General features: G+C 53.9%; 23 protein-coding genes. 3 read left to right on the forward strand and 20 right to left on the reverse strand.

The window, feature by feature from the left end:
- Nucleotides 1-150 precede the first annotated feature (150 nt).
- The 7 genes from HMPREF9156_RS0103625 to map form a co-directional block, all read right to left on the reverse strand.
- On the reverse strand, nucleotides 151-723 hold the full coding sequence (locus HMPREF9156_RS0103625; RefSeq protein ID WP_007147438.1) for an NADPH-dependent FMN reductase: 573 nt from the start codon (nucleotides 721-723) through the stop codon (nucleotides 151-153).
- A gap of 129 nt (nucleotides 724-852) precedes the next feature.
- Nucleotides 853-1,338, reverse strand: a complete 486-nt coding sequence (gene smpB, locus HMPREF9156_RS0103630) for an SsrA-binding protein SmpB (protein WP_007147439.1) — start codon at nucleotides 1,336-1,338, stop codon at nucleotides 853-855.
- 116 nt (nucleotides 1,339-1,454) lie between these two features.
- Nucleotides 1,455-2,909: a CHAP domain-containing protein gene (locus HMPREF9156_RS0103635; protein ID WP_007147440.1), complete on the reverse strand. Its 1,455-nt coding sequence runs from the start codon at nucleotides 2,907-2,909 to the stop codon at nucleotides 1,455-1,457.
- A 192-nt stretch (nucleotides 2,910-3,101) separates the two neighbouring features.
- The gene (ftsX, locus tag HMPREF9156_RS0103640) at nucleotides 3,102-4,025 is read right to left on the reverse strand and encodes a permease-like cell division protein FtsX (protein WP_007147441.1); all 924 of its coding nucleotides are present in this window, start codon (nucleotides 4,023-4,025) and stop codon (nucleotides 3,102-3,104) included.
- Nucleotides 4,025-5,071, reverse strand: coding sequence for a cell division ATP-binding protein FtsE (ftsE, locus tag HMPREF9156_RS0103645; protein ID WP_007147442.1), 1,047 nt, complete (start codon nucleotides 5,069-5,071; stop codon nucleotides 4,025-4,027). Before ftsE ends, ftsX begins: the two co-directional genes overlap by 1 nt.
- Nucleotides 5,072-5,119: 48 nt before the next feature.
- Nucleotides 5,120-6,241: a peptide chain release factor 2 gene (gene prfB / locus HMPREF9156_RS0103650; RefSeq protein ID WP_007147443.1), complete on the reverse strand. Its 1,122-nt coding sequence runs from the start codon at nucleotides 6,239-6,241 to the stop codon at nucleotides 5,120-5,122.
- 183 nt (nucleotides 6,242-6,424) lie between these two features.
- On the reverse strand, nucleotides 6,425-7,222 hold the full coding sequence (map, locus tag HMPREF9156_RS0103655) for a type I methionyl aminopeptidase (protein WP_007147444.1): 798 nt from the start codon (nucleotides 7,220-7,222) through the stop codon (nucleotides 6,425-6,427).
- 147 nt (nucleotides 7,223-7,369) lie between these two features.
- Here map and HMPREF9156_RS0103660 point away from each other — a divergent pair, with 147 nt between their 5' ends.
- A complete protein-coding gene (locus HMPREF9156_RS0103660; RefSeq protein WP_007147445.1) occupies nucleotides 7,370-9,463 on the forward strand; it encodes a M13 family metallopeptidase in 2,094 nt (697 codons plus the stop codon).
- Between the two features lie 121 nt (nucleotides 9,464-9,584).
- On the opposite strand, the gene HMPREF9156_RS0103665 is transcribed toward HMPREF9156_RS0103660, so the two are convergent.
- The 4 genes from HMPREF9156_RS0103665 to orn form a co-directional block, all read right to left on the reverse strand.
- A complete protein-coding gene (locus HMPREF9156_RS0103665) occupies nucleotides 9,585-10,154 on the reverse strand; it encodes a single-stranded DNA-binding protein (RefSeq protein ID WP_007147446.1) in 570 nt (189 codons plus the stop codon).
- 252 nt (nucleotides 10,155-10,406) lie between these two features.
- Nucleotides 10,407-12,200 carry a proline--tRNA ligase gene (locus tag HMPREF9156_RS0103670; RefSeq protein WP_193378044.1) on the reverse strand — a complete coding sequence of 598 codons (1,794 nt, stop codon included), beginning with the start codon at nucleotides 12,198-12,200 and terminating at the stop codon, nucleotides 10,407-10,409.
- Nucleotides 12,201-12,319: 119 nt separating this feature from the next.
- A complete protein-coding gene (locus HMPREF9156_RS0103675) occupies nucleotides 12,320-13,753 on the reverse strand; it encodes a PIF1 family DEAD/DEAH box helicase (protein ID WP_029246347.1) in 1,434 nt (477 codons plus the stop codon).
- Nucleotides 13,754-13,825: 72 nt separating this feature from the next.
- On the reverse strand, nucleotides 13,826-14,551 hold the full coding sequence (gene orn, locus HMPREF9156_RS0103680) for an oligoribonuclease (RefSeq protein ID WP_007147449.1): 726 nt from the start codon (nucleotides 14,549-14,551) through the stop codon (nucleotides 13,826-13,828).
- 241 nt (nucleotides 14,552-14,792) lie between these two features.
- Between orn and HMPREF9156_RS0103685 the strand changes: the two genes are divergently transcribed.
- A complete protein-coding gene (locus HMPREF9156_RS0103685) occupies nucleotides 14,793-16,559 on the forward strand; it encodes a glycoside hydrolase family 13 protein (protein WP_007147450.1) in 1,767 nt (588 codons plus the stop codon).
- A 25-nt stretch (nucleotides 16,560-16,584) separates the two neighbouring features.
- Nucleotides 16,585-17,118 (forward strand): peptidylprolyl isomerase, encoded by a 534-nt coding sequence (locus tag HMPREF9156_RS0103690; RefSeq protein WP_007147451.1) that lies wholly within the window; start codon nucleotides 16,585-16,587, stop codon nucleotides 17,116-17,118.
- A 108-nt stretch (nucleotides 17,119-17,226) separates the two neighbouring features.
- Here the strand turns inward: HMPREF9156_RS0103690 and guaB are convergent, their stop codons facing one another.
- The 9 genes from guaB to HMPREF9156_RS0103735 all read right to left on the reverse strand — a co-directional run bounded on the left by guaB (nucleotide 17,227) and on the right by HMPREF9156_RS0103735 (nucleotide 26,465).
- The gene (guaB, locus tag HMPREF9156_RS0103695) at nucleotides 17,227-18,777 is read right to left on the reverse strand and encodes an IMP dehydrogenase (RefSeq protein WP_007147452.1); all 1,551 of its coding nucleotides are present in this window, start codon (nucleotides 18,775-18,777) and stop codon (nucleotides 17,227-17,229) included.
- A 94-nt stretch (nucleotides 18,778-18,871) separates the two neighbouring features.
- A complete protein-coding gene (locus HMPREF9156_RS0103700; RefSeq protein WP_007147453.1) occupies nucleotides 18,872-19,423 on the reverse strand; it encodes a hypothetical protein in 552 nt (183 codons plus the stop codon).
- Nucleotides 19,407-20,753 (reverse strand): glycosyltransferase family 4 protein, encoded by a 1,347-nt coding sequence (locus tag HMPREF9156_RS0103705; RefSeq protein ID WP_007147454.1) that lies wholly within the window; start codon nucleotides 20,751-20,753, stop codon nucleotides 19,407-19,409. The genes HMPREF9156_RS0103700 and HMPREF9156_RS0103705 overlap by 17 nt, the downstream gene beginning before the upstream one ends.
- 38 nt (nucleotides 20,754-20,791) lie before the next feature.
- Nucleotides 20,792-21,490, reverse strand: a complete 699-nt coding sequence (locus HMPREF9156_RS0103710) for an L-threonylcarbamoyladenylate synthase (protein ID WP_007147455.1) — start codon at nucleotides 21,488-21,490, stop codon at nucleotides 20,792-20,794.
- A 66-nt stretch (nucleotides 21,491-21,556) separates the two neighbouring features.
- Nucleotides 21,557-22,183 (reverse strand): YesL family protein, encoded by a 627-nt coding sequence (locus HMPREF9156_RS0103715; protein WP_029246350.1) that lies wholly within the window; start codon nucleotides 22,181-22,183, stop codon nucleotides 21,557-21,559.
- A gap of 155 nt (nucleotides 22,184-22,338) precedes the next feature.
- A complete protein-coding gene (locus tag HMPREF9156_RS0103720; RefSeq protein ID WP_017147468.1) occupies nucleotides 22,339-23,667 on the reverse strand; it encodes an ABC transporter substrate-binding protein in 1,329 nt (442 codons plus the stop codon).
- A gap of 199 nt (nucleotides 23,668-23,866) precedes the next feature.
- Nucleotides 23,867-24,736 (reverse strand): carbohydrate ABC transporter permease, encoded by an 870-nt coding sequence (locus HMPREF9156_RS0103725; RefSeq protein WP_007147458.1) that lies wholly within the window; start codon nucleotides 24,734-24,736, stop codon nucleotides 23,867-23,869.
- Nucleotides 24,733-25,587 (reverse strand): carbohydrate ABC transporter permease, encoded by an 855-nt coding sequence (locus tag HMPREF9156_RS0103730; protein ID WP_007147459.1) that lies wholly within the window; start codon nucleotides 25,585-25,587, stop codon nucleotides 24,733-24,735. Before HMPREF9156_RS0103730 ends, HMPREF9156_RS0103725 begins: the two co-directional genes overlap by 4 nt.
- Nucleotides 25,588-25,703: 116 nt before the next feature.
- Nucleotides 25,704-26,465, reverse strand: coding sequence for a TraX family protein (locus HMPREF9156_RS0103735; protein ID WP_007147460.1), 762 nt, complete (start codon nucleotides 26,463-26,465; stop codon nucleotides 25,704-25,706).
- Nucleotides 26,466-26,508: the final 43 nt, after the last annotated feature.

A 26,508-nucleotide genomic window follows, 5' to 3' on the forward strand; every position in this document is an offset into this window, starting at 1 on the left:
GAATATACACAAAAGCCGCAGAGCGCCTTATACGGTACCCTGCGGCATAGCACGACATCGCTGTAAAATGTGCAGGACAGATTCTGCACCAGGCCTGTCTGACCTCTGATACCAGTCCGGCCGGACAGGCCCTGCGCCATGCCCCCGTACCTAATGCCGGGGATTCTGTTCTACAAGCCTGACGAAACCGTCGATATAGCCTTTGACAAAATTGCGGGTAGATTCACTGGCGAATTCCCCGCTGCCGTTGACCATATCTGCTGACTTGCCCAGGAACACTTCAGGCTGCCCCATCAGCGGCATATCAAAATATGATAATGCCAGGCGCAGGGACTTCTGTGAGCTGTAACCGCCCATTGCGCCTACAGAATGGCTGATTATCCCTGCAGGCAGGCCTTTCCACGCTACATCGCCGTTAGGCTTGGAAGCCACATCAATAGCATTCTTCATTACTGCAGGGACGAGACGGTTGTTCTCAGCAGTCACAAAAAGTACACCATCACTGGCCTTGACAGTATTGCGGAAATCAGTATAGCTCTGCGGGAGGGGGGCATAATCCTCTTCAGGATTATCATAATCCGCGTTATACAGAGGCAGACCGCCAATCTCTGCTATCCGCGCGTTATACCCTTCAGGGAACATGGGGATAACTGCCCTGGCAATTTTACGGGCAATCGAGCCCCTGCGAAGGCTTCCTACAAGTACGGTAATTTCTTTTGCCACTATGGCCTCCTCAATCATTCAGATACATGCTGTATGCCTCTGGCACATAAGTATGCGCCTCTATCAACAATACAGCAGGCAGCATGCGGTATTCCACAAACGTGAGAAAAGCCACAGCACGTAAAATGTTCAGGCAGCCCCTAAATTATGCAGACGCATCTGCCGCTGGGCATCGCGCTTGTCCTGCTGCTCACGCAGGGCCTGGCGTTTATCGTACTCATGTTTGCCTTTTGCAAGCGCAATCTCGACTTTTGCCCTGCCGTCCTTAAAGTACAATGACAGCGGCACGATCGTATACCCTTTGGCCTCAACGCCGCGTTCAAAACGCATGATCTGGTCAGCATGGAGAAGCAGTTTGCGTTTGCGTTTCGGGACATGGTTCGTCCATGTGCCATTAAGGTATTCAGGGATATTCGCCCCTTCAAGCCACATCTCATGATGCAGGTCAATGCTGACAAAAGACTGGGTCAATGATGCCCTGCCTTCGCGCAGGCTCTTTACCTCAGTTCCCTGCAGGACAAGCCCGGCCTCAACCGTGCTGTCAATAGTGTAATCATGTCGGGCGCGCCTGTTCACTGCTATTGTCTGTGTGCCGGCACTGTTATTCTTCGGCATACCGATACCCCTTGTTTTATAGAGAAATACAGATATGAATATATGAATATATGGCCACTGCCTGCTGCCTGCCGCGCCTGCCGGCACCCCGGGATGCCTTGAGCCTGCGCACAGGCCTAGTAATGGATATAGCGGTAGGAACCTGCATTTCCCAGTATGCGGGTTAATATCCTTCCATGGTTCTTGGCTCCGCATTCGGAAATAAGGATCGTCCCGTTCGCATTCACACGTTCGACAACAGCCACATGCCCGTAAACCGGCGATGAGCCCGCCTGCCCGGGAAGGAAGGATACTGCCGCACCCACGTGCGGGGTATTATTCACATAATATCCTAAAGCCGCAGCCTTAGATGCCCATTCCCCGCCGTTGCCAAGATACGACCCTACCGGCAGCGCAAGCTGAGTACGGCGTATATACGCCCACCATGTGCACTGGCTCCACGGATAGGCCCCGCCCAGAACAGACGTGCGCCCGGTGGCATGGCCGTAACATGTGGTGGCAGTTGCAGAGCAGTTACCCGGCACGGAATAATTCATACCCCGTGCGGTAGCACCTGGGTTCGCCGGTGCCGGGATCACTGCCGGGGCTGTATTCCTGCCTCGGGAAGATGATCCTGATGTATTCCTTTGCGCAGCTGCCCTTCTGGCCGCTTCGGCGTTATACTGCTGGGCAGCCAGCTGTGCAGCCCGGGCCTGCTCGGCAGCCCTTTGCGCAGCAAGCTGCCTGTTATACTGCTCAACTGCCTGCTGGGCCTGGAGCACAGCCACAGCTTCCCTGGCTTCCTGCGTAGTAAGCTGGCTCTGCATCGCAGTAAGCTCAGCCTGCTTCTGCTGGGACTGTTCCTGCAGCCGTGCAAGGCCTGCTGCCTTCTGCTGCGCCTGGTCAGCCGCAGACTGTGCAGCTGCCGACGCAGAATCAGCCTGCTGTTTCAGAGAGGAAACACGCTGTTCTATAGCCTCAAGTCGCTGGCGCCGGTTCAGCGACGCACTCAGGGTATGTGCGGCATCGTCTGCCTCATTGGCTTCCACACGTGCCACAGCTGAATTTGTCTGCATGTTTTCAATAAAGCTGTCCGCACTTTTCGATTTGGTCACTACATTCATGATCTGGCCGGAAGCGGAACTGTGGAAGCTTTCCCGCGCTGACTGGGCAACCGCAGCTTTTGAATCATCATAGTCTATGCCGGTCTGGCGGATACGTTCTTCAAGGGCGGCCCTGTCATTTTTAGCTGCGGCCAGGCGCTGGGCAGCTTCCTGGGCTGTCTGCTGCGCCTTTGAAGCCGTATCCTGTGCTGAATTTGATGCATCTTCCGCAGCAGGTATCTGATTGTTCACCAGGTCATTAAGCTGCAGCACAGTCTGCTGGAGGTCTGAGTTGACCCCGGCAAGTTTTTTCCTGACATTTGCCTGGCTCGTCTGGGCCGCAGTCAGATCTTTATACGGGTCGGCATAAGCGCGCGGAACACCTGCCCCTGACAGCGACGCCGCAGCCATACCGCTGATAAGTACAGCGGATACAGCCAGCCCTACAGCCGGCCGGAACCGGGATACTCTGCTCCATATAGTCGTCATACCAGTCCTTCCATCCTTCGCAACAACAGCTTTTGCCTGTCATCCATACGAACCTGCTTATCTATCCTATGCGATATGGCCGTACAATAGCAAAAATACGGGCACCTTATCCTGCATATCCAAGCCTATATCGCACATAACACCTTATTTTCCAATGTTTTCAGCTCAACGCATATATGCGTTCATATGCACCTATACCTTCAGATACCTGCGGAGGGAAACAGATGAGGCAATAATCGACAGGAGCACCGCACCGGCGATGAGGAACGGCGACATCATAAGCACCGTATTGATATTGACCATCGTCATCCATGCCACATTCTGCGCAGCCCAGTCTGTGATGAACACTTTGACGATCACCCCGAGGGCGGCGCATGACAGGGCTACCCCAATAAGGGTAACGATTATCCCCTCAAGTATGAACGGCATGCGGATCGTCCAGTTCGACGCCCCGACAAGCCGCATAATCTCAGTCTGGGTCCTGCGTGAAGCCGCGGACAGCCTGATAGTAGTACTGGTAAGCAGGATCGCCACAAGGACCATAACTGCAGCCAGGACTATGACAACAACAGTCACATTATTCATGACCCGAAGGATCGGGTCGAAAACATCGCGCTGGTCCTCGACGCTTTCCACATACTTCTTATTGGCCAGGACTTCGGAAACGATCTTATACTTATTAGGGTCTTTCAGCTTGAGATGGATAGAGTCCTGCATATCCCCGGCTGTCAGGGTCCTCCCCTTGTAGACGCCGCCCGGATACCTTTTAAGGAACGTATTCTTATAAAAATCCTCTTTGCTGACGAAAGACATATGTGCTACAGCGCCATCCGTATCATCGGAGATCGAATTCTCAATATCGACTATCTGATCCTGAGTTGGGGATTTCCCCGCAGAACAGTTCGCAGACTGGCTTGAGCCGTCGGGGCACAGCCATACGACAACTTCCACCTGCGAATACCAGTCGTTTTTCGCCTGCTGCACCTGCACCTGGGTAAGCACAGAAGCGCCGATGAACAGGAACGAGATAAAGGTCACAAGCATAAGCGACACTACCATGATCCCGTTATGCTTCAGGCTTGACCATGTTTCAGAAAGGATCAATCGTAAACGCATCAGTTGCCGCCTTCCTCGTGCGTATCATGTCCCGGATCGTCAGGCTGGTCCGGGCTGCCGCTGTTTTCAGGCAGCAGGCCTTTGCCCCATGTCAGCGTATCTTCTGCAGACTGGAAAGTATCGGCATACCGTCCGGTACGGCCGGAATGCACACTATTGGCAAGCCGTTTCAGGCCGTCGTCCTCAGCCTCATCGCCGGCCGGGACGCTTCCCTCCTTGTACCCCTTATCCGCTGCCCGATCCATACTGCCGGCAGGCTTATCATCTCTGCCTTCACTGTTCTGCCTGTCATCCTCAGCCTGGCTGCCCTGCCCTGAAGATGCCTGTGCCTCGGTTTCCTTGTCGGGGAAATAAACGGAGGAATCATACCCTCCTTTGCGTTCATCACGCACGATCTCCCCTGTATGGAGTTCAACTACACGCCGCCTCATGGAATTGACGATCTCTTCATTGTGCGTAGCCATAACAACTGTTGTCCCGGTACGGTTGATAGCATCAAGGACCTCCATGATCCCCACTGAAGTCGTAGGGTCAAGATTGCCTGTAGGCTCATCTGCAAGGATGATCTGGGGATGGTTCACGTATGCGCGCGCAATAGCCACACGCTGGACTTCCCCGCCGGAAAGCTCATGCGGAAGCCTGTCTTCCTTGCCCTTCAGCCCAACAGCTTCCAGCACCTGAGGGACAAGGGTCCTGATAGTGGAACGTTTGGTGCCGATCACTTCAAGGGCAAATGCTACATTCTGGTAAACCGTCCTGTTCGGCAGGAGTTTATAATCCTGGAAAACAAAACCGATCGTACGGCGGTACCGCGGGACATGGCGGTCAGGCATGCGCCGAAGGTCATTGCCCGCAACACGGATATCGCCGCCAGTAGCTTCCTCCTCACGCAGAAGAAGGCTGAGAAGCGTGCTCTTGCCCGCACCTGATGCCCCCACGAGGAAAACGAATTCGCCCCTGCTGATAGTGAGGCTGATATCATCCAGCGCAGGCCGCGAAGCGCGGGGGTATATTTTGCTGACATTCTTTAATGAGATCAGTGCCATGGTTGTTCCACCCCAGCTTTCCGCAACATGTATACAGTATTAAAATTTCTAAGCATTACCGGATCCTTTGCGCTGCTGATGCCTCCACCGGATACCCGCATCAATGAGCCCGTCGATGTCGCCGTCAAATACATTCTGGGTATTTGACGTTTCATAGCCCGTGCGAAGGTCTTTGACCATCTGATAGGGGTGCAGCACATAGGACCGCATCTGATCCCCCCAGCTGGCCTTGATATCGCCGGCAAGCTCCTTCTTTTTAGCCGCCTCTTCCTCCTGTTTGATGACCAGAAGGCGGGACTGGAGGACAGACATGGCTGCAGCCCTGTTCTGGATCTGGCTGCGTTCGTCCTGCATCGTGACCACTATCCCTGTAGGAAGATGGGTGATGCGTACAGCTGAATACGTTGTATTGACACCCTGCCCTCCCGGGCCATGCGACATATACGTATCCACACGGATATCAGAGTCCGGGATATCAATGTGGTCTGTCGGCTCAACAAGCGGGATAACTTCCACAGCAGCAAAACTTGTCTGACGGCGTGAATTATTGTCGAACGGCGAAATGCGCACCAGCCTGTGCGTGCCGCCTTCTACTGAAAGCTTTCCATACGCATAAGGCGCATCGATCTCAAATGTCGCTGATTTGATGCCTGCTTCTTCGGCATATGATGTATCCATGACCTGAAGCCTGTACCCATGGCGTTCCGCCCACCGCACATACATGCGCATAAGCATCTGGGCCCAGTCTGCGGCGTCCACCCCGCCGGCTCCGGAACGGATAGTCACCACTGCAGCACGGTTATCGTATTCACCGTCAAGGAGTGTCTGTATCTCTACATCTGACAGCTCTCTGCTCACGGCTTTCAGCTCCTCACGGGCCTCATCCCTGCTGTCTGCGTCTTCTTCTTCGCTGCCGAGGCTGTACAGCACCTCAATATCGTCAAGCCTGCTGCCGATATCTTCGAGCTGCTTCAGCTCATTCTGCGCCTGTGCCAGCTGGCTTGTCACCCTCTGGGCATTATCCTGGTCATCCCACAGGCCGGGGGCTGCCGCTTCCTTTTCCAGTCCGGCGATTTTACGGCGCAGGGAATCCAGGCCTACCGCCCGGGTGATCGTAGTGAATTTAGTGCGAGCTTCGCCTAAGTCCTGGGTAAAGTCATAGTCAGCCACACATATAAGACTAGCGTTATGCCGATAACACGCCCCATAATAGCCGATTTTTTAACAGGCTCCGCACAAAACTGCCTGCATGCTGCCTGAAATATACACTAAAACACGCAAATCTACGGATTCCATGCCCGGCTGTATTTCTGTTCTTACCGTTATACCGTAAAGCCTATCTGAGAAAATCTCCTATCTGAGAAAATCTTTTTCATTCGGCCGCCGCGTGAGGACAATCGGCCCGTCTTCCGTAACCGCAATAGTATGCTCGCTGTGAGCCCCGCGCGACCCGTCAACAGATTTAAGGGTCCAGCCGTCGCGTTCATCCTGGTAAAGCTCATCAGTCGTTTCAAAGAACCAGGGTTCAATAGCGATGACCAGCCCGGGGCGCAGCCTGAATCCGCGGCCTGCACGGCCGTCATTGGCAACGTACGGCTCGCCATGCATAATATGGCCGACGCCATGCCCGCCGAACTCAAGGTTGACAGGGTATCCGTAGCCGGCAGCGATCTCGCCGATAGTCGCTGAGATATCTCCCAGACGGTTGCCCGGAACGGCTTTGCGTATAGCTGCGTGCAGTGCTTCTTCCGTGCACTGGATAAGGCGGAGGTCTTCAGGCCTCTTGTTTTCACCGACAACGAAGCTTATGGCCGAATCGCCTACCCAGCCGCCAACATTGATAGCCAGGTCAAGGCTGACCAGATCCCCGTCTTTGAGATCGTAATCATAGGGCATCCCATGCAGCACGGCATCATTGACCGAAGTGCAGATGTAGTGTTTGAACGGCCCTGTGCCGAAATCCGGGGCATAGTCTACATAGCATGACTGCGCGTCAGGCCGGGATTCGATCTGCCCTTTAACATAGTTGTCTATATCAAGCAGATTCGTGCCAACAGTCGTCGTTTCACGCAAGTGTTCCAGTATCTTCCCTACAAATGCGCCTGCTGGACGCATGGCTTCGATCTCTTCAGCCGATTTCAGTTCAATCACAACAGTGCCTTTCCATCGTTCCCTGCCGGAGCATACAGGTTCGCATACGCAGGATGCTTTATACCCTTACTAAGGGTACGGTCTCAGGATACAGACATATTCCGCACTCCCCTGGATATTGACCGTTCCATACGCTACCGTATAGGTATGTCACAAAATAATAATATAACACCTCATGATGCCGAATTAGACGGCATCCTCAGTTCACTGTCGGACAGCGTGCGCCCGCAGGACGATTTCTTCCGTTATGTCAACGGTCCGTGGATCGACTCCTATGAGCTCCCGGCTGATAAACCTGCATACGGGGCTTTCGCAAAGCTGGTTGATGAAGCTGAAGAGCATATCCGCGATATCCTGGAGAATTCGCCTGAAACTTCACCCAAATCTGCTGCCCTGTACAACGCCTATCTTGATAAGGAAACACGTGAAAAAGCGGGCCTGGACCCTATCCGGGAAGACCTTGGCCTGATCGATACTGCGCAGACTAAGGAAGACCTTACCCGCGCGCTGGCAGTCCTTAACGTTGCCGGCGGGCCGGTGCCTTTCAGCAGCTTTGTTTACGCTGATTCCAAGAACCCTGAGGCCAATATACTCACTATTGGCCAGGGCGGCCTTGGGCTTCCTGATGAAGCGTACTACCGTGAGGATAATTTTGAACCCGTCCGTCAGGCATACAGCCAGATGGTCGGCAGGCTCCTTGCTGCTGCCGGCTACACGAAAGGCGATTCTGATGCCCAGAAGCAGGGACGGGCGCTCCTTAATTTCGAGACACGTATCGCTTCACACCATTGGGATAATGTGAAGACCCGCGACGTCAATAAGACATATAACCGCTATTCGATCTCCCAGGCTGAAGAATCCCTGCCCCATTTCAATCTCAGTGCATGGCTTGATTCATGGCAGGAGGCTTATGACAATACCCCTGCCGCTGCCGCCCTGCCGGTGGATATCCGTCAGGTTTTCGCTGAGGTCGTAGTTTCGGAACCTGATTTCCTTACCGGGCTGGATATGGAATGGGATAAGGCCTCCCTGGAAGACCTCAGGCTGTGGTCGCGTGTGCACGTGCTTCTGCATTGGGCTGATTCGCTTACTGAAGAGCTGGATGACATCCAGTTTGATTTCTTCGGCAAAACCTTGATGGGGACATCCGAGAAAAAGGAACCATGGCGCCGTGCCGTCCGCCTTGTTGATACCTTGTGCGGTGAAGAGGTCGGGCAGGAATATGTTAAGCGCTATTTCCCGGCTTCCAGCAAAGCGCGCATGGAGAAACTGGTCTCGAATCTTATTGCAGCTTACCGCGTGTCCATTTCGCACAGTACCTGGCTGGGCGAAGGCACCAGGGAAAAAGCGCTTGAGAAGCTGTCGCTTTTCACTCCGATGATAGGATACACGGAACACTGGCGTGATTACACTGCTATGGATATTTCCACAGGATACAGCCTTGTCCGCAATTTAAGGAGTGCAGCTTACTGGCTTAACGGCTATGAACTTGGCAAGGCCGGCAGGCCTGTTGACAAGACTGAATGGGAAATGACCCCGCAGACAGTCAATGCGTATTACTCGCCTAATACCAATGTTATCGTGTTCCCAGCTGCTATCCTGCAGCCCCCGTTCTTTAACCCGGATGCTGATGATGCAACGAATTACGGCGGCATCGGTGCTGTGATCGGCCATGAGATAGGCCACGGTTTCGATGACCAGGGAAGTGAATTCGATGGGCACGGCAGGCTGACAAGCTGGTGGACAGAGCAGGACCACAACAACTTCACTGAGCGCACCAGGCAGCTGATTGCAGAATACGACAGGTTCACCCCGGCAGCAGTAGCTGAGAAGTATAAGGCCGAGGGCAAAACCGATAGTATGCCCCACGTGAGCGGCGCCCTTACTACCGGGGAAAATATCGGCGACCTCAGCGGCGTCAATATTGCCCTTAAAGCTCTGGCGATCTCACTTGGCGCCAGCGATGATTCCGCAGAGGAAATGGATAAGGCTCTGGATTCGGCAACTGTTATCAGCGGGAAGAGTGCCCTGGAACGTTTCTTCCTTTCTTATGGGCATATCTGGCGCGAAAAGGCAACAGAAAACTTTGAAGAACAGATGCTGCAGATCGACCCGCATTCCCCTGCGGAATTCCGGGTCAACGGCATCCTCCCTAATGTTGACCGTTTCTACGAAGTTTTCAATGTGCAGCCTGAAGATGCCATGTATATTGAACCGGGCAAGCGTGTCCATATCTGGTAGGCTTCAGGCCTCTGGCTCAGGGTACTGAGTCTCTATGGTCTGGCAAGAGGGGGATGGCAGTCTGCCATCCCCCTCTTATGTATCACTCGCATACGAAAAGACGAATTACCTTCATGTATTGTTATACTGCTGTTCCCACCTCCTCCAGCTCATCAGAGACAGAAAACTCACCGGATGTATCTTCTGAAGGGCCGACGTTGGCCTTCCCGGATACGTTTCCGCTGCCATCCTGATCATCTATGCCATGGTCCTGCTCAGGGTCCGGTGTTCCGCGGTCCCCATCCTGCAGCCCGTCAGCTGCTGCATCATGTGCAGGGTCATTATCCGACCGCTTTATCCTGACAAAAGCGGAACGTCCCAAAGCCAGATCATGCCCTATGCTTGCAGCATCAAGGACAGTTGCCGAATGGCGCTGCCCATCCTTTTCCCACTGGTCAGTGGTCAGGCTTCCGGTAACGATTACCGGATCCCCTACATGCACAGATGTCAAAACGTTGCCGGCCAGCTCCCGGTAGCACCTTACATCCATCCACGTTGTTGAGGATTCCTGCCATTTCTGGGCTTTACGGTTCCAGTAATTGCGGGTGGATGCTACCCGGAACCTGCAGATAGGCGGCGTATCATCTGCTGATACCTGCCTGGGTTCCTGCCCTACATATCCGACGATCGTCACAGCGGTTTGCTGTACCATACCATCTCCAATCCTGATGTTTTATTACCGCCGGCAGAAGTCTCATTATCTGCCCTTGCGGTGCGGTAACTCCACTATCTCTCAGAAAGCAGCAGGAAGGCAAAAAAGAAAAGGGGATGTGGTCGAATGGTCCATCACATTCGGGTTTTCCACATCCCCTGTGTACAAAAGGTATGCACATATTGTATATATGTGTATGTATATACCTAAGCGTATACCGCGTATACCTGCCGCATGGGGCAGATCCTGCCGTCACGCATCAGCAAGGATATCTGATATCACGCCTAAAGCATCTTCCGCCGGGACAACAGCCTTTTCACCGGTTGCACGGTCCCGGATCTCCACAGTGCCATTATCTGCTGTGTCCCTGCCGGCAACAACGATAAGCGGTATGCCGAGAAGTTCGGAATCTTTGAACTTGACACCGGGGGAAACTTTAGGCCGGTCATCGTACAGCACTTCAATATCTGCCTCTTCCAGCTTCTTTGTCAGTGAATCAGCAACAGCGAATGCCCTATCATCTTTGCCTGTTGCAACTATATGCACCTGTGCCGGCGCCACAGACCGGGGCCATATAAGGCCTTTATCGTCATGATGCAATTCTGCGATACAGCTCATAACCCGGGAAACACCAATACCATAGCAGCCCATCCACACAGGGACGGCTTTGCCGTCCCGGTTGAGGACATTGAGGCCCATTGCCTTAGAATACTTCAGGCCAAGCTGGAATACCTGCCCGATCTCAACTCCGCGCTCAAAGCTCAGCGGCCCGCTTCCGTCAGGGCTCATATCCCCATGGCGCACTTCCACTGCCTCAACAGTACCGTCAGCTTCAAAGTCGCGGCCGTATACAAGGTCCTGCACATGCATGCCTTCGCTGTCAGCACCGGTAATCCACACAGAACCCCGCACAATATGGGGGTCGATCAGATACCGCACCGCATCCTTATTGCCGGCAGCCCTGCCCTGCGGTCCAAGCGCACCCGGGCCTATATACCCCTTCACGAGTTCGGGGTGCCCCTGCAGGTCTTCAGCCGTAGCTTCCTCTATCTCAGCCGGGGAGAAACTTGCTTCGAGCCGTTTCATATCGACCTGCCGGTCCCCCGGGACGCCCACTGCAACGAGCTCCCGCTCACCTTCAGGATGTTTGACCGCAATAATAACGTTCTTCAGCGTATCAGCTGCTTCCCAGCCTCTGCCGTCCGGGCGCGGGTACAGGGTATTGAACTGGCTGACCAGTGCATCGATAGTTGCCGAATCGGGGGTATCCCTGATCTGGGCTGCAGGCACGGAGCTGAAATCAAGGTCCTCCATATGCGGGGTGGTCAATGCCTCCACATTCCATGCTTTGCCGGAAGGGGCAAGGGCAAAGGTATCTTCGCCGATGCCCATAGGGGCAAGGAATTCTTCAGATTCGGAACCTCCCATCGGACCCGACACTGCATGCACGATCACATAATCTACGCCGAGGCGCCTGAATATCCTTTCGTAGGCAGCGCGTTCCTCCGCGTACGACTGCTTCAGCCCTTCCTCATCGATATTGAAAGAATACCCGTCTTTCATAATAAACTGCCTCCCGCGGATCATACCTGCGCGGGGGCGGAATTCGTCACGGTATTTGCCCTGTATCTGGTACAGGGTCACCGGCAGATCCTTGTAAGATGTGTACATATCTTTGACCATAAGGGTAAACATCTCTTCATGCGTGGGCGCAAGAAGGTAGTCGGCCTGGTGCCTGTCCTTGAAGCGGAAAATATTGTCGCCGTATTCTTCCCAGCGGCGGGACATCTCATATGGTTCACGCGGCATCATCGCGGGGAAATGGACTTCCTGGGCACCTATGCCGTTTATCTCTTCCCGGATAATAGCCTCGATCCTGTTCAGCACACGGAGTCCCAGCGGCAGCCAGGAATACAGCCCCGGCCCGATTTTGCGCACGTATCCTGCACGTATGAGGAGTTTCGCCGAATCAACGTCAGCGTCGGAAGGGTCGTCGCGCAAAGTGCGCAGGAACAGCGTAGACATACGTAATGCTTGAGAACTCATAGTTCCACACATTACGGAGGTTTATAGACAATTTTGAGGTTCCGGTTCCCGGTTTTACAGCGGACCCGTATTCGGCAGTCCCCAAAACAGCGCTCGATACTGCGCTGCTTTGCTGAAGCTTAAAACAGCTCCCCCTGGCCAGATCCGCTGCCTATCCTGTCCTGGGATGACATATCTGCTGCAGCCCGGGCATACTGCCGCGCAAAACCCTCTGCACCCTCTTTCCCCAGCAGTGCAGATGCCTCCGTGGACTCCTGTCTGAGCCGGGAATCCGCATAGACAGCCTGTTCAGATACATAAAATGCCCTGCTGCTGATCCCCATCAGATAAAGCCCGCCCAGTGATTCAACACGTGACAGGGCTACATATCCCATTCCCGGGGCAAAAGTATTCCGCAGGTCCATTACTGCACCATCAAGCGTCATCCCCTGGGATTTATGGATAGTTATCCCCCATGCCAGGCGCAGGGGAACCTGCGTAACAACTGCCAAAACAGCTTCCCCGTCAGCGATCTCCCAGTTTGCCGGCGCCATCACTGCGCTGTGCCCATTCTCAAATTCAACTAAGGGATATCCGCCCTTTTTCTTATCCGCAAACCCAACTACTTCCCCTAATGAGCCGTTGACGAACCGCCGGTCGGCATCATTACGCAGCGCCATCACTGCAGCACCTTTTTTCAATACCAGCCTTTCAGGTGCCAGCATATTCATTTTCAGCTGCCGCACAAGCTGCGCAGAACCGCCTGACTCCGCGATAAACGTATGCTCCTGCCCGTCAATATGCGCCAGCTTGCTCATATTCAGGGTATCTGCCGCCCTGTTGACAGGGAAAAGGTGGACGGCGCTGCGGTCCGGTGGAGGCATCACCCCTACACGGGAACTGAGCATATCACAGTCTTCCTGGCTGACCTCCGCCCGACGGATATCTGTCAGCACAGACAGCAGCTGGCCGTCATCCTGGCGGTACTGACCGGTCAGATAGCAGACTGCCGGATGCAGCGTATCCCAGCACAGCGCCTCAGTGATAAAACCTTCCGGATCTTTTCCCGCAGCAGCATAACGCTGGCACTGCCTCATAAAAACTTCATCTTCGGCAACGGGATCAGTCCGGTATTTTCCCCTGCTTACCGGCGGCAGCTGGTACAGATCCCCGGCAAGGACTACCTGTATGCCGCCAAATGGCTCATTAACGCGCCTGACTGCCCTGCAGACTTCATCGACCATATCCAGCAGCCACGCATGCAGCATGGAGACCTCATCAATGACCAGGATATCTGTCTCTTTGATGGCTCTGCGCCTTCGGGTCCTGATCCGTTTAAGGACTTCAGGGGTCAGCACAGTATCTATCCCTATACCGCTCCAGGAATGGACCGTCTGCCCGTTGATATGGGTAGATGCGATACCTGTTGACGCCGTCATGGCAACGTTTTTGCCAGCCTGCCTGCTTATCTCCACAAAACGGTTGAGCACATATGTTTTGCCGGATCCCGGCGCACCAGTGAGAAACACCGGCACACCAGACGAAAGGATCGTTAGCGCTTCTGACTGTTCCAGTTTGCCGCCCTCTGTTCCGTTTTACCGTATGCCGGGCGCGTAAAACCCCGCGTTCCAGCAACCCGGATGATCTTAATAATCTTTCTTTTCAGCTGATGACCGGTCCGTGAGCGGATCGCCCTCCTGCTCATATTCCCGCAGGAGGCTTGTCCCCTCAACGTGTGCGCATCCCTGCGCGGCCTGGTCGAATGTCGGGCCGGGATCAGGCACGAACATCATCTCGCGGTAGTACCGCAGCTCATCAATAGATTCAATGATATCTGCAAGCGCACGGTGCCCCCCGTGCTTGACAGGACGGTTGGAATACACATACGGATACCATCTGCGGGAAAGCTCTTTAAGCGTACTGACATCAATAGTACGGTAATGCAGCAGTTCCATAAGGCCAGGCATGAAACGGTCAAGGAATTTCTTATCTGACCCGATAGTGTTGCCTGCCAGATGCGCTTTGCCCTGCCCTTCGGCAGGAAGGAACTGCCGGACATATTCAATCACCTGTTCCTGTGCCGATTCAAGGGGCAGCCCCGTTTCCATCTCGGCGATAAGCCCCGATGACGTATGCATTTCGCGCACAAAATCATCCATATGGTCAATGGCTTCCTGGGACGGCTTTATCACCAGGTCGATTCCCCTGTCGAGGACTTTCATATTAAAATCTGTGGGCACAACAGAGACCTCGCACAGCTCATCATGGCCAATATCCAGCCCTGTCATCTCGCAGTCTATCCATATAAGCCTGGAGCCTTCCGGCGTGAATATCTGGTTATCACTGTGTACTGCATGGCTGATTACTGCCATTATGCACCTCCCGTTCCTTACCTTTCTGCTGATAAAAGCGTAACAGGCCATTTTAGCATATACCGCTAAACACACTGCGGTGCAGGCATACGGCTGATTCCGCAGATGTACTGGGAAGGGCTGCCGTTACGGTATCCTTAGTATCTGTATTTATTGATCCATTATAAACAGGCCGGCAGCACAGGGCAGAGCTAAGGCAGACAAGGCAGACAAGGCAGACAAGGCAGACAGGACAGGCAGGATGGCAGAGCAGGCAGGCAGCAGCCGGTATATACGCGGCGAACAGATCGACATGTCGGATCCTGATAACTGGTGGAAGCAGGCGGTGATCTATCAGATATATCCGCGGTCTTTTTCTGACAGTACCGGCAGCGGTATCGGCGATCTGCGCGGGATCGCGGAGCGTATGGGATATCTGGGATCCCTTGGTGTGGATGCCATCTGGCTCAGCCCTTTTTATCCATCACAGCTTGCGGACGGCGGGTATGACGTAGATGATTACCGTGATGTTGACCCCCGCCTGGGGACTGTCGCAGATTTCGATGACATGGCACAGGCTGCGCACAGGCACGGTATCAAAGTGATCGTTGATATAGTGCCTAACCATTCATCCAATCGCCATCCATGGTTCGTAGAGGCCCTCCAGTCCCCGCCCGGGTCGGAGCAGAGGGACAGATATATTTTCCGTGACGGCAGGGGTGACCATGGGCAGCTGCCGCCCACCGGCTGGCAGTCCCATTTTGGAGGGTCGGCTTGGACCCGTGTACCGGACGGACAGTGGTACCTGCATCTTTTTACTGAACAGCAGCCGGACTGGAACTGGAATAACCCCGATGTCCACGAGGATTTCATAAAAACTATCAGGTTCTGGAGCAGCCACGGAGCTGACGGGTTCCGCATAGATGTAGCGCACGGGCTCGCGAAAGACCTTGACAGGGACGACCTCGATGATTACCCGGTCCTTATGCAGCTGCCCGCGGACGGTTCGCACCCGCTGTTCGACCGCAACGAAGTGCATGATATCTACCGCGAGTGGCGCACAGTATTCAACGAATATACCCCTCACCGTTTCGCTGTGGCCGAAGCATGGGTCAATCCCGACCGCCAGTATTTATATGCAAGCGAGGATGAGCTTGGGCAGATATTCAATTTTGAGTTTGCTAAAGCCGACTGGTCACGGAACCAGTTCCACACAGCTATTGAGGAGGGGCTGGCTGCATCCCGGCGTGCACACTCGCCGGCCACATGGGTCCTGAGCAATCATGATATCCCCCGCCATGCTACACGGTTTGCACTGCCCCAGGTGCCTTCAGCCAACTACCATCAGTTTGCTGCTGACTGGATACTGCGCGGCGGCAAAACGTACGCGGAAAACCGTGAAGCCGGGACGCAGCGTTCCCGGGCAGCCATCATGATGGAAATGGCCCTGCCGGGATCGGCATATATCTATCAGGGTGAAGAGCTTGGCCTGTTCGAAGTGCCCGATATCCCCTGGGACCGCCTGGAAGACCCGGTAGCCTTCAATACCCGTCATTCAGAGCTGAATAAAGGGCGCGACGGATGCCGTGTCCCCCTTCCATGGACCGCTGACAGGCTCCCCGGCAGCAAGGACCCTTTCGGCTTTTCCCCCGCACACAGCGCCGCAGCCCCTCATCTGCCCCAGCCCGCATGGTTCAAGGATTTTGCTGTGGACCGCGAGGAACACGACAGCACATCAATGCTCAATTTCTACCGCCGTGTGCTCCGCCTCCGCCATAAGCTGCAATGCCCAGATACCTCCCTGGAATGGTTTGATGAAGATATGCCGAGCGGGCAGCCTGACGGCGCAGGCGGGCTTGAGGGAGGCGTCATCGCCTACAGACGCGCAAACGGCTGGGCATCGGTGACTAACTTCAGCAGCAGCCCTGTAAAACTCCCCCCGGGGGATATTATCCTTACCTCATCGCGGCTTGAAGATGACGGAAGCCTCCCGCAAGATACCACAGCCTGGGTTATGCTGAAACAGTAATATCAAAACTACACAAAGGATCACTATGAAAGCTGTACTCCATACTTCCCTCGGCGATATCACTGTTGAGCTCTTCAACGATGATGCGCCGAAGACAGTTGCCAATTTCGCCGGCCTTGCCGCAGGCACCAAAGAATGGACTGACCCTATTGATGGCATGAAGCACACTGAGCCTTTCTATAACGGCCTGACATTCCACCGTATCATCAAGGATTTCATGATCCAGGGCGGATGCCCTCTGGGGAACGGCACAGGCGGCCCCGGATACGAATTTGACGACGAGATCAACAGCCATAAATTCGATAAGCCATATATCCTCGCTATGGCTAATGCCGGACGCAGGCGCAGCCCTGATGGCGCTGTCCACGGCACCAATGGTTCCCAGTTCTTTATAACAACTGTCCCAACCCCATGGCTGGATGGGCATCACACTATTTTCGGCGAGATCACCGATGCTGATTCCCAGAAAACTGTCGACGCGATCAATTCAGTTGAGACTGATGCCGGCGACGCCCCGCTGGAACCTGTATTCATTGAAAGTGTTGATATTATCGAATAGTTTTACAGGTACCGGATACAGACGGGGGTGCTGCACACTTTATGGCGCGCGGCACCCCTGTTTTCAGCGCAGTTTATGCGCATTCATCCTGACTGGCCCAACCCGCATTTACTCATGGAATCCTGTATAGTTAGGGGCTTCCTTGGTCATGACGATGTCATGCGGGTGGGATTCCCGCAGGCCCGCATCGGTGATCCGTATAAAGCGCCCTTTTTCCTGCAGTTCCCGGATAGTGCGCGACCCTGTGTAGAACATACTCTGGTGGAGCCCTCCCACAAGTTCATAAAGCACATACCCCAGCGGTCCGCGGTAAGGTACCTCGCCTTCCACGCCTTCGGGAACTACTTTATCCCCGCTGGATACATCAGCCTGGAAATAGCGGTCCTTGGAATAGCTCTTCTTCCCGCGCGGGGCCATAGCACCAAGCGAGCCCATCCCCCGATAGACCTTGTACTGCTTGCCGTGCAGGAGCACTTTCTCCCCCGGGGCTTCTTCGGTCCCGGCAAGGAGGCCTCCCAGCATTACTGTTTCTGCACCTGCTACGATGGCTTTGGCAAAATCGCCTGAATAATGGATGCCTCCGTCAGCCACAAGCGGGATATCCGCAGGCCGGCACGCCAGGGATGCGTCATAGACAGCGGTCAGCTGCGGTACGCCAATGCCTGCCACTACACGTGTTGTGCAGATGGATCCCGGCCCCACACCTACTTTGACAGCATCAACGCCTGCGTCGATCAGCGCCTGTGCCCCCTCCCGCGTAGCCACGTTGCCGCCGATAATATCTACACCGCTGAATGCAGGGTCAGCTTTCAGCCTGGCGATCATATCAAGCATCAGCCTGGCATGGCCATGGGCGGTATCGACTACAAGCACATCTACCCCGGCCTCCACTAAGGCAGTGCAGCGCTGCCATGCATCGCCGAAAAACCCTACTGCAGCAGCAACGCGCAAACGCCCCTGGCTGTCTTTCGTCGCATCCGGGTACTGTTCCGTTTTAACAAAATCCTTGACAGTAATAAGCCCGGTAAGCTTTCCTTCGCCGTCAACCAGCGGGAGCTTTTCGATCTTATTCGCGGCAAGGATCTTATGCGCATCTTCTTTTGAAATTGCTGAAGGCCCTGTAATAAGACCTTCTTTTGTCATAACATCGCTGACGCGGAGTTTTTCGTAATCCGCAGGATCGATGAAGCGCATGTCCCGGTTCGTAATGATACCGACAAGGCGGCGTTCATCATCAATAACCGGCAGCCCCGATACATGGTAAGTCCCGCAGAGCTTGTCAAGATCCGCCAGAGTCACATCCGGGGATACTGTCAGAGGGTCGGAGATCATGCCGGATTCGCTGCGCTTAACAATATCGACCTGGTTCGCCTGGTCTTCAATACTCAAATTGCGGTGAAGGACACCGATACCGCCGTTACGGGCCATAGCAATAGCCATCTGTGATTCAGTCACTGTGTCCATAGCGGCAGAAAGCACCGGCGATTTCATTGTGATATTGCGCGTTAGGCGCGTAGTCGTGTCCACTTCGGAGGGGATAACATCAGATTCGTTAGGGAGCAGGAGCACATCATCATAAGCAAGCCCGAGCTTCTCAAAAGGTGAGGGCAATGGTGAATACTGTTCTGAAGGATGATTATTAAAGATATCAAAAACCATAACATAACTTTAGAAAAGCGGTATGACGAAACAGCATACGGTATTTCGTCCATTTCGCATGGTGAGACCTGCCCGGGTGCCTTCCGCTTCCTGCCTAACCGTCCGCGCCTGAATGCGGGTCAACATAAGGCACCCTGGCGCGGGCCACCCCGAAAACATTGATGGGGGTAACCAGTGCGGCACATATAAGGATAGTAAGCGCAAACACCTGTGTATCCAGAGGGGCAAGGCGCAGCATAATAAAACAGAGAAGGACGGTTGTTATAACTTTGAACACCCATATAATGATGAACCCGGCAGTGAATGCCCGGCCCTTCAGGCCTATCCTTTCCAGCAGTATCACGCTTGCAGGGGTCATCTCACTGAAAACGGCAACGATGGCGGCCCCGCATATGGCACCCCACAGGCCTGTCGTACCTTTCACAGTGAATGATACAGCAGCGCATATAGCTGATGCAGCCAAGAAAACGCCGGCTGACCATTTCATCACAGGAATAAGCGCATGGGATAAAGGGTACCTGAAACTGCTGCCATCGGGGATGCTGATACCGGTTTCCGATCCCGGTGCCGTACCGTCCTGAGGAATATGCCCGTGAGGGGCGGCTATGCCCTCCGACCTGCTGGCATCATTATCTGTCTGAACCATAGTATGAATACCTCCGTGTCCCCGCAGCAGGAACGCTTTCATCTGCCACCGTACGGGCAATATCCCCGATGCCGGCATGCCTTCCATTACCGCTATTATTATCCGGACGCCCATGCAGGCCGTAAACAGCATGTCCCCTGTCCCCTCGCCCGGCGCGGCGGAGCTGCCGGCCACCTCCATGGCCGAGTTTGCCATCCGCAGCCGTGTCCCCAGCTTTATCCGGGCTATTGCTGCCCCCTTCACGCCGCTTCTGTTTATAATATGGTGCCAGCGTAGCGGCTGTCAGGAGTACCGCAGCAATACCTGCACCAATAAGCACGTACCGGACCCGGACAAAAATAGTCATTACTGAGCTGAATGAAATGAGCGCAGCCCACGCCCACAGGATAAGCACTGCAGACTGGACGCTGTGCCCTATGCGAAGCATGCGGTGATGCAGATGCATGCGGTCAGGATGCATGGGGGACTGCCCTCTGCTCACCCGCCGCACTATAGCCAGGACCATGTCCAGCACAGGGAGGAACAGTACGAGTATGGGCAAAAGAATAGGCATGAACAAAGGCAGATAAAGGCTGGCATGGACGGCTGACGGGTCAAGCCGGCCTGTCATCATAATGGACGCACAGGTGATCAGATACCCCAGGAGCATTGAGCCGGCGTCGCCCATAAAAAGCTTTGCAGGATGCCAGTTATGCAGCAGAAAACCCGTGCATATGCCCACAAGGGCAACATCCAGAAGGGTCGCCACTGAAGCATAGCTCGCTGAGTTCCTGCCAAGGATATAAGAATACGCGCCGAAAGCAATGCCGCCGATAGCCACGATCCCTGAGGCCAGCCCGTCCAGCCCGTCCACAAAGTTCACCGCATTGATCGATGCCACAAGCAGGAATGCAGTGATTGCCATAGACAGGCTTGGGGATGCTGTCAGCAGGCTGTTGCCGAACGGCAATATTACTATCTGCAGTCCGCCAACAGAAACAAGGACTGAGATAAGGAGCTGGCCGGCCATTTTAAGCATCCAGTCCAGGTCGGCAATATCATCGATGATCCCGAGAAGGCAAACGAGGAAAGCCCCCAGAAGCACTACCCAGATAACATTATTATCCTGGAACAGGCTGGATACAAAAGGGAGCCTGCTGGCAAAAAGAAGTGCCGCAGCCAGCCCGATAAGCATCGCCAGCCCGCCCATCCGGGGTGTCGGTACTGTATGCACATCACGGGAACGGACTTCGCCGACTGCCCCCCAGCGGATGGCTATATGGCGGACCAGGGGGGTCACCAGCCATGTGACACCGCCTGCGATAGCAGCTATAAAAATATATACGCGCATCGGGGCGGACCTCCTGAAAGATGACGGACGTTATAATTTTACTGTGACCTCATTACAGTGTGCATGGCCGCGGCCACATCTTCCGCGCTGATAACGCCTTCCCGCAGTACGTCAAGCTTTGCCTGGGAAGTATCGGCATCCTTCCCTTCTGCGATCCGCAGCATAGTCGCCCTGTCCAGGGATACAACCGTACTGGCTGCAGCTCCCGGGGTGCTCCCCCCGTCTACATACAGCGATACAGCCTCGCCCAGTTCATCTTCCGCCTGTTCCGCATCTGTTGCCGATGCTTCCCCTGAACGGTTGGCACTTGATGCGGCTACAGGGCCGGCTGTTTCCAGCAGGTACTGCAGGGTTCTGCCGGCAGGGAAACGGACAGCCTGTGTACGCATACCGCCTTCCTCCCTTGCTGTCGCAAGCCTGCATCCATCCGAAGCAGGGCAGACGATGCATAAGGACCCGGCCGGGAAGCAGGCCAGCAGGCGTGTATACAGAGGGGGTATGATAATGTCGCAATCCTGCGCCTGACGGATATCCGAGCATAATATCTGTACGCTTTTCTGCACCGGCCGGTGCTTTGCAGCAAAGATCCCCTCCACTGCAGCGGCCGACCACGGATCGGCGATGATCCCGTACACCGTATCCGTCGGTATTACGGCAGTTTCCCCTTTACACAGGACTTCCCTGATCCGCCGGGCCGCCTCATGGGGGTCATCTTTTATACTGATATGTCCGCTCATCCTTCACTGCACTTTCATAGGTCCCGCACTTACACTGCACTGCACAAATACCTCAGTACAAATACTTCAGCCGGCCTGCGTCTGCGCACTTTTGCCGGTATACGCACGCAATGCCCTCTCAATAAGCGGCACATGCAGTGCGACCATCATCCCAGGCCCCATCACCATAAGGAAGAACAGCGACTGTATCCAGTACATATACGACACATACACCAGAATCAGGCACGCGGTATCGATGAGAAGGATGGCCACTGTTGTTATGATATGCGAAATGCCGAAAATAAAGGAATTGGAAACCGTCCTTCCTACAGGGTTCTCAAAACGCGACTGCACAGGGAAGACCCACCAGAAAAGGAGCAGCCACAGGAATGCTGCCAGTATTTTGAAAGGCAGAAGCAGGGGTATCTGCAAGGATATCCACGAATAGCCCAGCAGCGCACCCGCAGCTGCCATAGGGATCCATATAGCTGTTGACTGTACGAAATTCTTCCTGAACGATGTAAAGTAATTCCTCGTCAGGTTCCCTCTGGATTCCTGGGAACGGCGCGCAGCATCATATGCTGCTGTTACTGAAGCACCAACAGTTATTATCGGGATCGATGTAATGATCAGGTAGATATTGATAAGCACGATATCCGTAAACCACCACAGTCCCCGCATAAAAACAGAATCCTGGCTGAAAATACGACCCATATATCCCAGCATATACCGTCCGCTTTACCGCCAGCCCCTGTATCTGCCTTCTCCCCTCCCCTCCTGCCCTCAGACAGCCCTGCCGGATGGCATGCAAATATGCATAAGGCGCCCGGACCGGGATCCGGACGCCTTGAGTTCAGTTTTCAGCAGTTCTAGTGTGTAGCGTCGTATTCGGTCTTCCAACCGTCTACGAATGCCTTCTTGACACTATCCCACGTCCCGGTGCCCTGGGCGTAAGCAAGCAGTGCTGAGCCGAGGTCATCCTTCCACTTGGTCGAAGGGATAATAGTGAAGTTCCACGTTACATCCTTCTTGCCGGATTTAGCATCTTCCTGGGCGATCTGGGTCAGAGGGTTTTCAGATTTGATGTTTTCCATGGACTTGAAGGGGGTCACGAAGCCCATATCCTTGGCAAGGGCGTCCTGGCCTTTCTTATTGGTGACCATCCACTTGAGGAATGCCTCGGTAGCCTTCTGGTCAGCCGCAGAAACCTTGGAATTGATGCACCAGTAATTCTCAGACCCTGTAGTCAGGCCCTGGTTCTTTTCATCGCCTGCACCAATATACAGAGGCATCATACCGAGGTCACCAGCCTTGAAGCCGGATTTCTGCAGATCGGACCATGCCCATGTACCGTTCTGGTAGAATACGGCCTTCCCCGTAGCAAACTCTGAATTCGCATCATCAGCAGTCTTGCCGGACAGCTGTGTTCTCGGAGTTGTGGAATCATTGAGGTAAAGGTCAAAGATATTCTTGTACTGGTTGAGGTAAGTCCCTTTCAGTGTCTTGGGCTGGCCTGTGATATGGCCGGCAAGCATTTCAAAATACAGAGGCATATTCGCCAGATGGGTCTTGAAACGCCAGTCAGAGCTGGAGTCGAAACCTGCAGAAGTGAATGCGCCGTCTACCCCAAGATCCGACTTGTGCTCCTGGATGCTGTCGGCAACAGCCTTGAGCTTTTCAAAAGAGTTGATCTCATCTGCAGACTTGACAACCGCATAGGATTTCTCACAATACTTGTTCAGTATCGCCTTGTTATAGATGATGCCGTAGGTTTCCATTGCATACGGGACCGCTTTCACTACACCGTCTGATTTCAGGGCGAGATCAGGGTTCTGCAGCTGTTTGTAGACCTCGCTCTTGCTCATATCGGCAAGATACGGCTTCAGCCATGATGAGTCCTGTATCGGCCCGCCGACCTGGAACAGTGTTGGTGCATTGGACTTGGCCATTTCGGACTTCAGTGTCTGCTCATAAGTGCCTGACGCCGCAGTGCGGATATTTACTTTAACACCTGTCTCCTTGGTGTAGGTCTCCGCGATCTTTTTCCACTGGTCAGCGGCTTCCGGCTTAAAGTTCAGGTAATATACCTTGCCTTTCCCATTCGACCCGCTGCTGCTGCCGCATGCAGCAAGGCCCCCGATAGCCAGCACCGACGCTGCCAGCGCGCCGATTACCCGTGTAACTGTACGATTCATCATCGAGCCTTCCTTTTACTTGTACTGTTACCTAAATGAAAGGATACTGGCGGGAACTGCCGTATCCGGGCTGCACAGGGTTGTGAGGCCCCCGCAGGCAGGACCGGTATCATCCCCTCCGGCATTGCTTCATTTATACCTTTATTTATTTGAACGTTCAAACCGCTGTAATACCATAAGCGCAAACAGCCCCTGAACATCCCTAACCTTTCACCGCACCGGCCGTAACACCACTGATGATGTACTTCTGGCAAATGAGGTAAAAAACTATGATCGGCGCTATAGCGAGGACCAGGCAGGCCATCATCGCGCCCATATCTGCCGAACCGTATCCGCCCTTAAGGTATTGGACGGCAATTGGAATTGTCTGGATTTCCCGCGGAAGGATAAGGTATGGGAGAAGATAATCGTTCCATATCCACATGGTCTCCAGGATACCCACGCTGATAATACTGGGTCGCATCAGCGGCACAACGATGCCGAAGAATGTATAGGGAACGCTTGCACCATCTATCATGGCAGCTTCCTCGATCTCGGAGGGGAGGCTTTTTATCACCCCTGTGAACATGAACACAGCAAGGCCTGCGCCGAAGCCAAGATAAATAAACCACAGCCCGTACGGCTGGTTCAGCCCTATCCTGCCGCCGTCATCCGGAAGGTCGAAGCCAATAACATCCGCTATTTTGACCAGGGGGAACATGACCATCTGGAACGGGACGATCATATTGAACAGGAAAAGGGTATAAATAAATTTGGCAAACCAGTTATTCACCCGCACTATCCACCACGCGCACATGCTGGTGCACAGAAGGATAAGGAACACAGACCCTACAGTAATGAACGCAGTCCATCCGAAGGATTCCATGAATCCCGTGCGTGCAACACCCAGCGTATAGTTGTCCAGCCCCGCAAAGGATTTGGAGTTGGGAAGCTGGAAGGTATATGTTGATGAAATATAGGCTTTCGTCTTAAAAGAGTTATACAGAATAACAGCTATGGGAAAAAGCCATGCCAGCGACAGGATACCGAAGAATATAGTCCATAATGGGGCATGTTTGACTTTCCGGTTCATGCCTGCACCTCCCTGCTTGTTGTGAGATGGTTCTGCAGGAGCGCAATAGCAGCAACGATAATGAAGAAGACCACTGCCTTAGCCTGCCCTACGCCTTCGAATCCCGGGCGCCCGTAAATCGTATTGTATATATTCAGGGCCAGCATCTCGCTCTGGCGCCCGGGCCCCCCGTTAGTCAGCGCAAGATTCTGGTCAAAAAGCTTGAAACCGCCTGTCACCGTAAGGAATGTGCAGACCGTAATGCTGGGCATCATCAGCGGGATAATGACCCTGAACATGGTCTGAGGGGGGGTTGCCCCGTCCACCTGCGCTGCTTCAAGCACGTCCGTAGGCAGGCTCTGCAGGCCTGCTATATAGATGATCATCATATAGCCGATCTGCTGCCAGCACACAAGGATAACAAGCCCCCAGAAGCCGTATGCCGGCGAAAACGTGAGCGACTTGCCCCAATGCGCAAGTACGCCATTGAGGATAAGCTGCCACACCCATCCCAGGATGATACCGCCAATAAGGTTCGGCATGAAAAATACAGAGCGGAAGAATGTTGCACCTTTCATTGCTTTAGTGAACATATAGGCAACAGCAAAAGCCAGGACATTGATAATAACCGTTGTTACTACGGTGAACGCTATAGTGAACAGGAGCGCATGGAGGAACGTCCCGTCAGCGAAAATGCCCTGATAATTCTTCAGCCCCGTGAACCGTGCGTCAGCTACTGTCCCAAACTTGCAGAAGCTTAACCAGATGCCCATAATAAACGGGGCAATGAACCCTATAATAAAAGCGATAAATGTTGGCATTGCAAACAGCCACCAGTACCGCCTGATGGATTTCCCCATCATAGTGATCATAGAAACCTCACTCAGCTCTGAGTCAATAAGATATACCTATTATACGCACGTTCTAATAATCTGCTGGCAAGCGTGTTGCCTTCAAACTGCGCCGGTCTTATGCAGCAGGCCTGATGCTAATACACCAGATACCTGACGGCAGCAAAAGCCGCCAGCAGCAGCGGGTATGCGGCAACAAGCATCCAGCGGAACGGAGGGGCCGGATACTTCTCCTCATCATTGCGCGCATGGAGGAACAGCACCCCAATCCCCGGGGCAAGGAGGAACAGTGCGCCCCATGCCCCCGCAATGTAAACCATGGTGTTTTCTTTAGATTTCAGTGCATGGAAAATGACAACAAAACCTATAAGGGCAATACCCTGGTAAAGGATATGCTCGCGCAGGCCCAGGCGGAATACATAGGCCCATGTCAGCGCACCGATGATGGCTATGATACGCCAGATCCAGCGGGTAAATTCTTCGAAGCGCCCCAGCCAGTCCCATGCAGCGAGGACAACGGAACATACTGCAAGTGCCCACAGGGGGTTCTGCGTTTCCCACGTGACCCACTGGCCCGTAGAAACGAAATCATACGGTACTTCAGACAGCGCCGCAACAGCCAGGAGTATAAGCGAATATTGCAGCTTCATACCCCATGTCTCAAAATGTTTGACAAACAGCCATGCTGCTATCGGCAGAGCCATCCACGATAAAGCTTCACAGAGGACAGCAACGGTCAGCGTAAACATATCCATTTTTGAAGGGTCTATGGATCCGGTCCGCACAAGGCTTGAGCCAAGCATGGAAAGAACCATGAACAAAATAACAAAACAGCTCAGGCGGTAATCGCTGTTCCCCCTGTGTCTGCGCTTTTTCTTAAGTTCGCTGCTTGTTGGCATATCAGTTCAACCCACTTATCCTGTTCCTGATCTGTTGATGGAT

Source organism: Scardovia wiggsiae F0424, from assembly GCF_000269605.1.
Classification (GTDB): domain Bacteria; phylum Actinomycetota; class Actinomycetes; order Actinomycetales; family Bifidobacteriaceae; genus Scardovia; species Scardovia wiggsiae.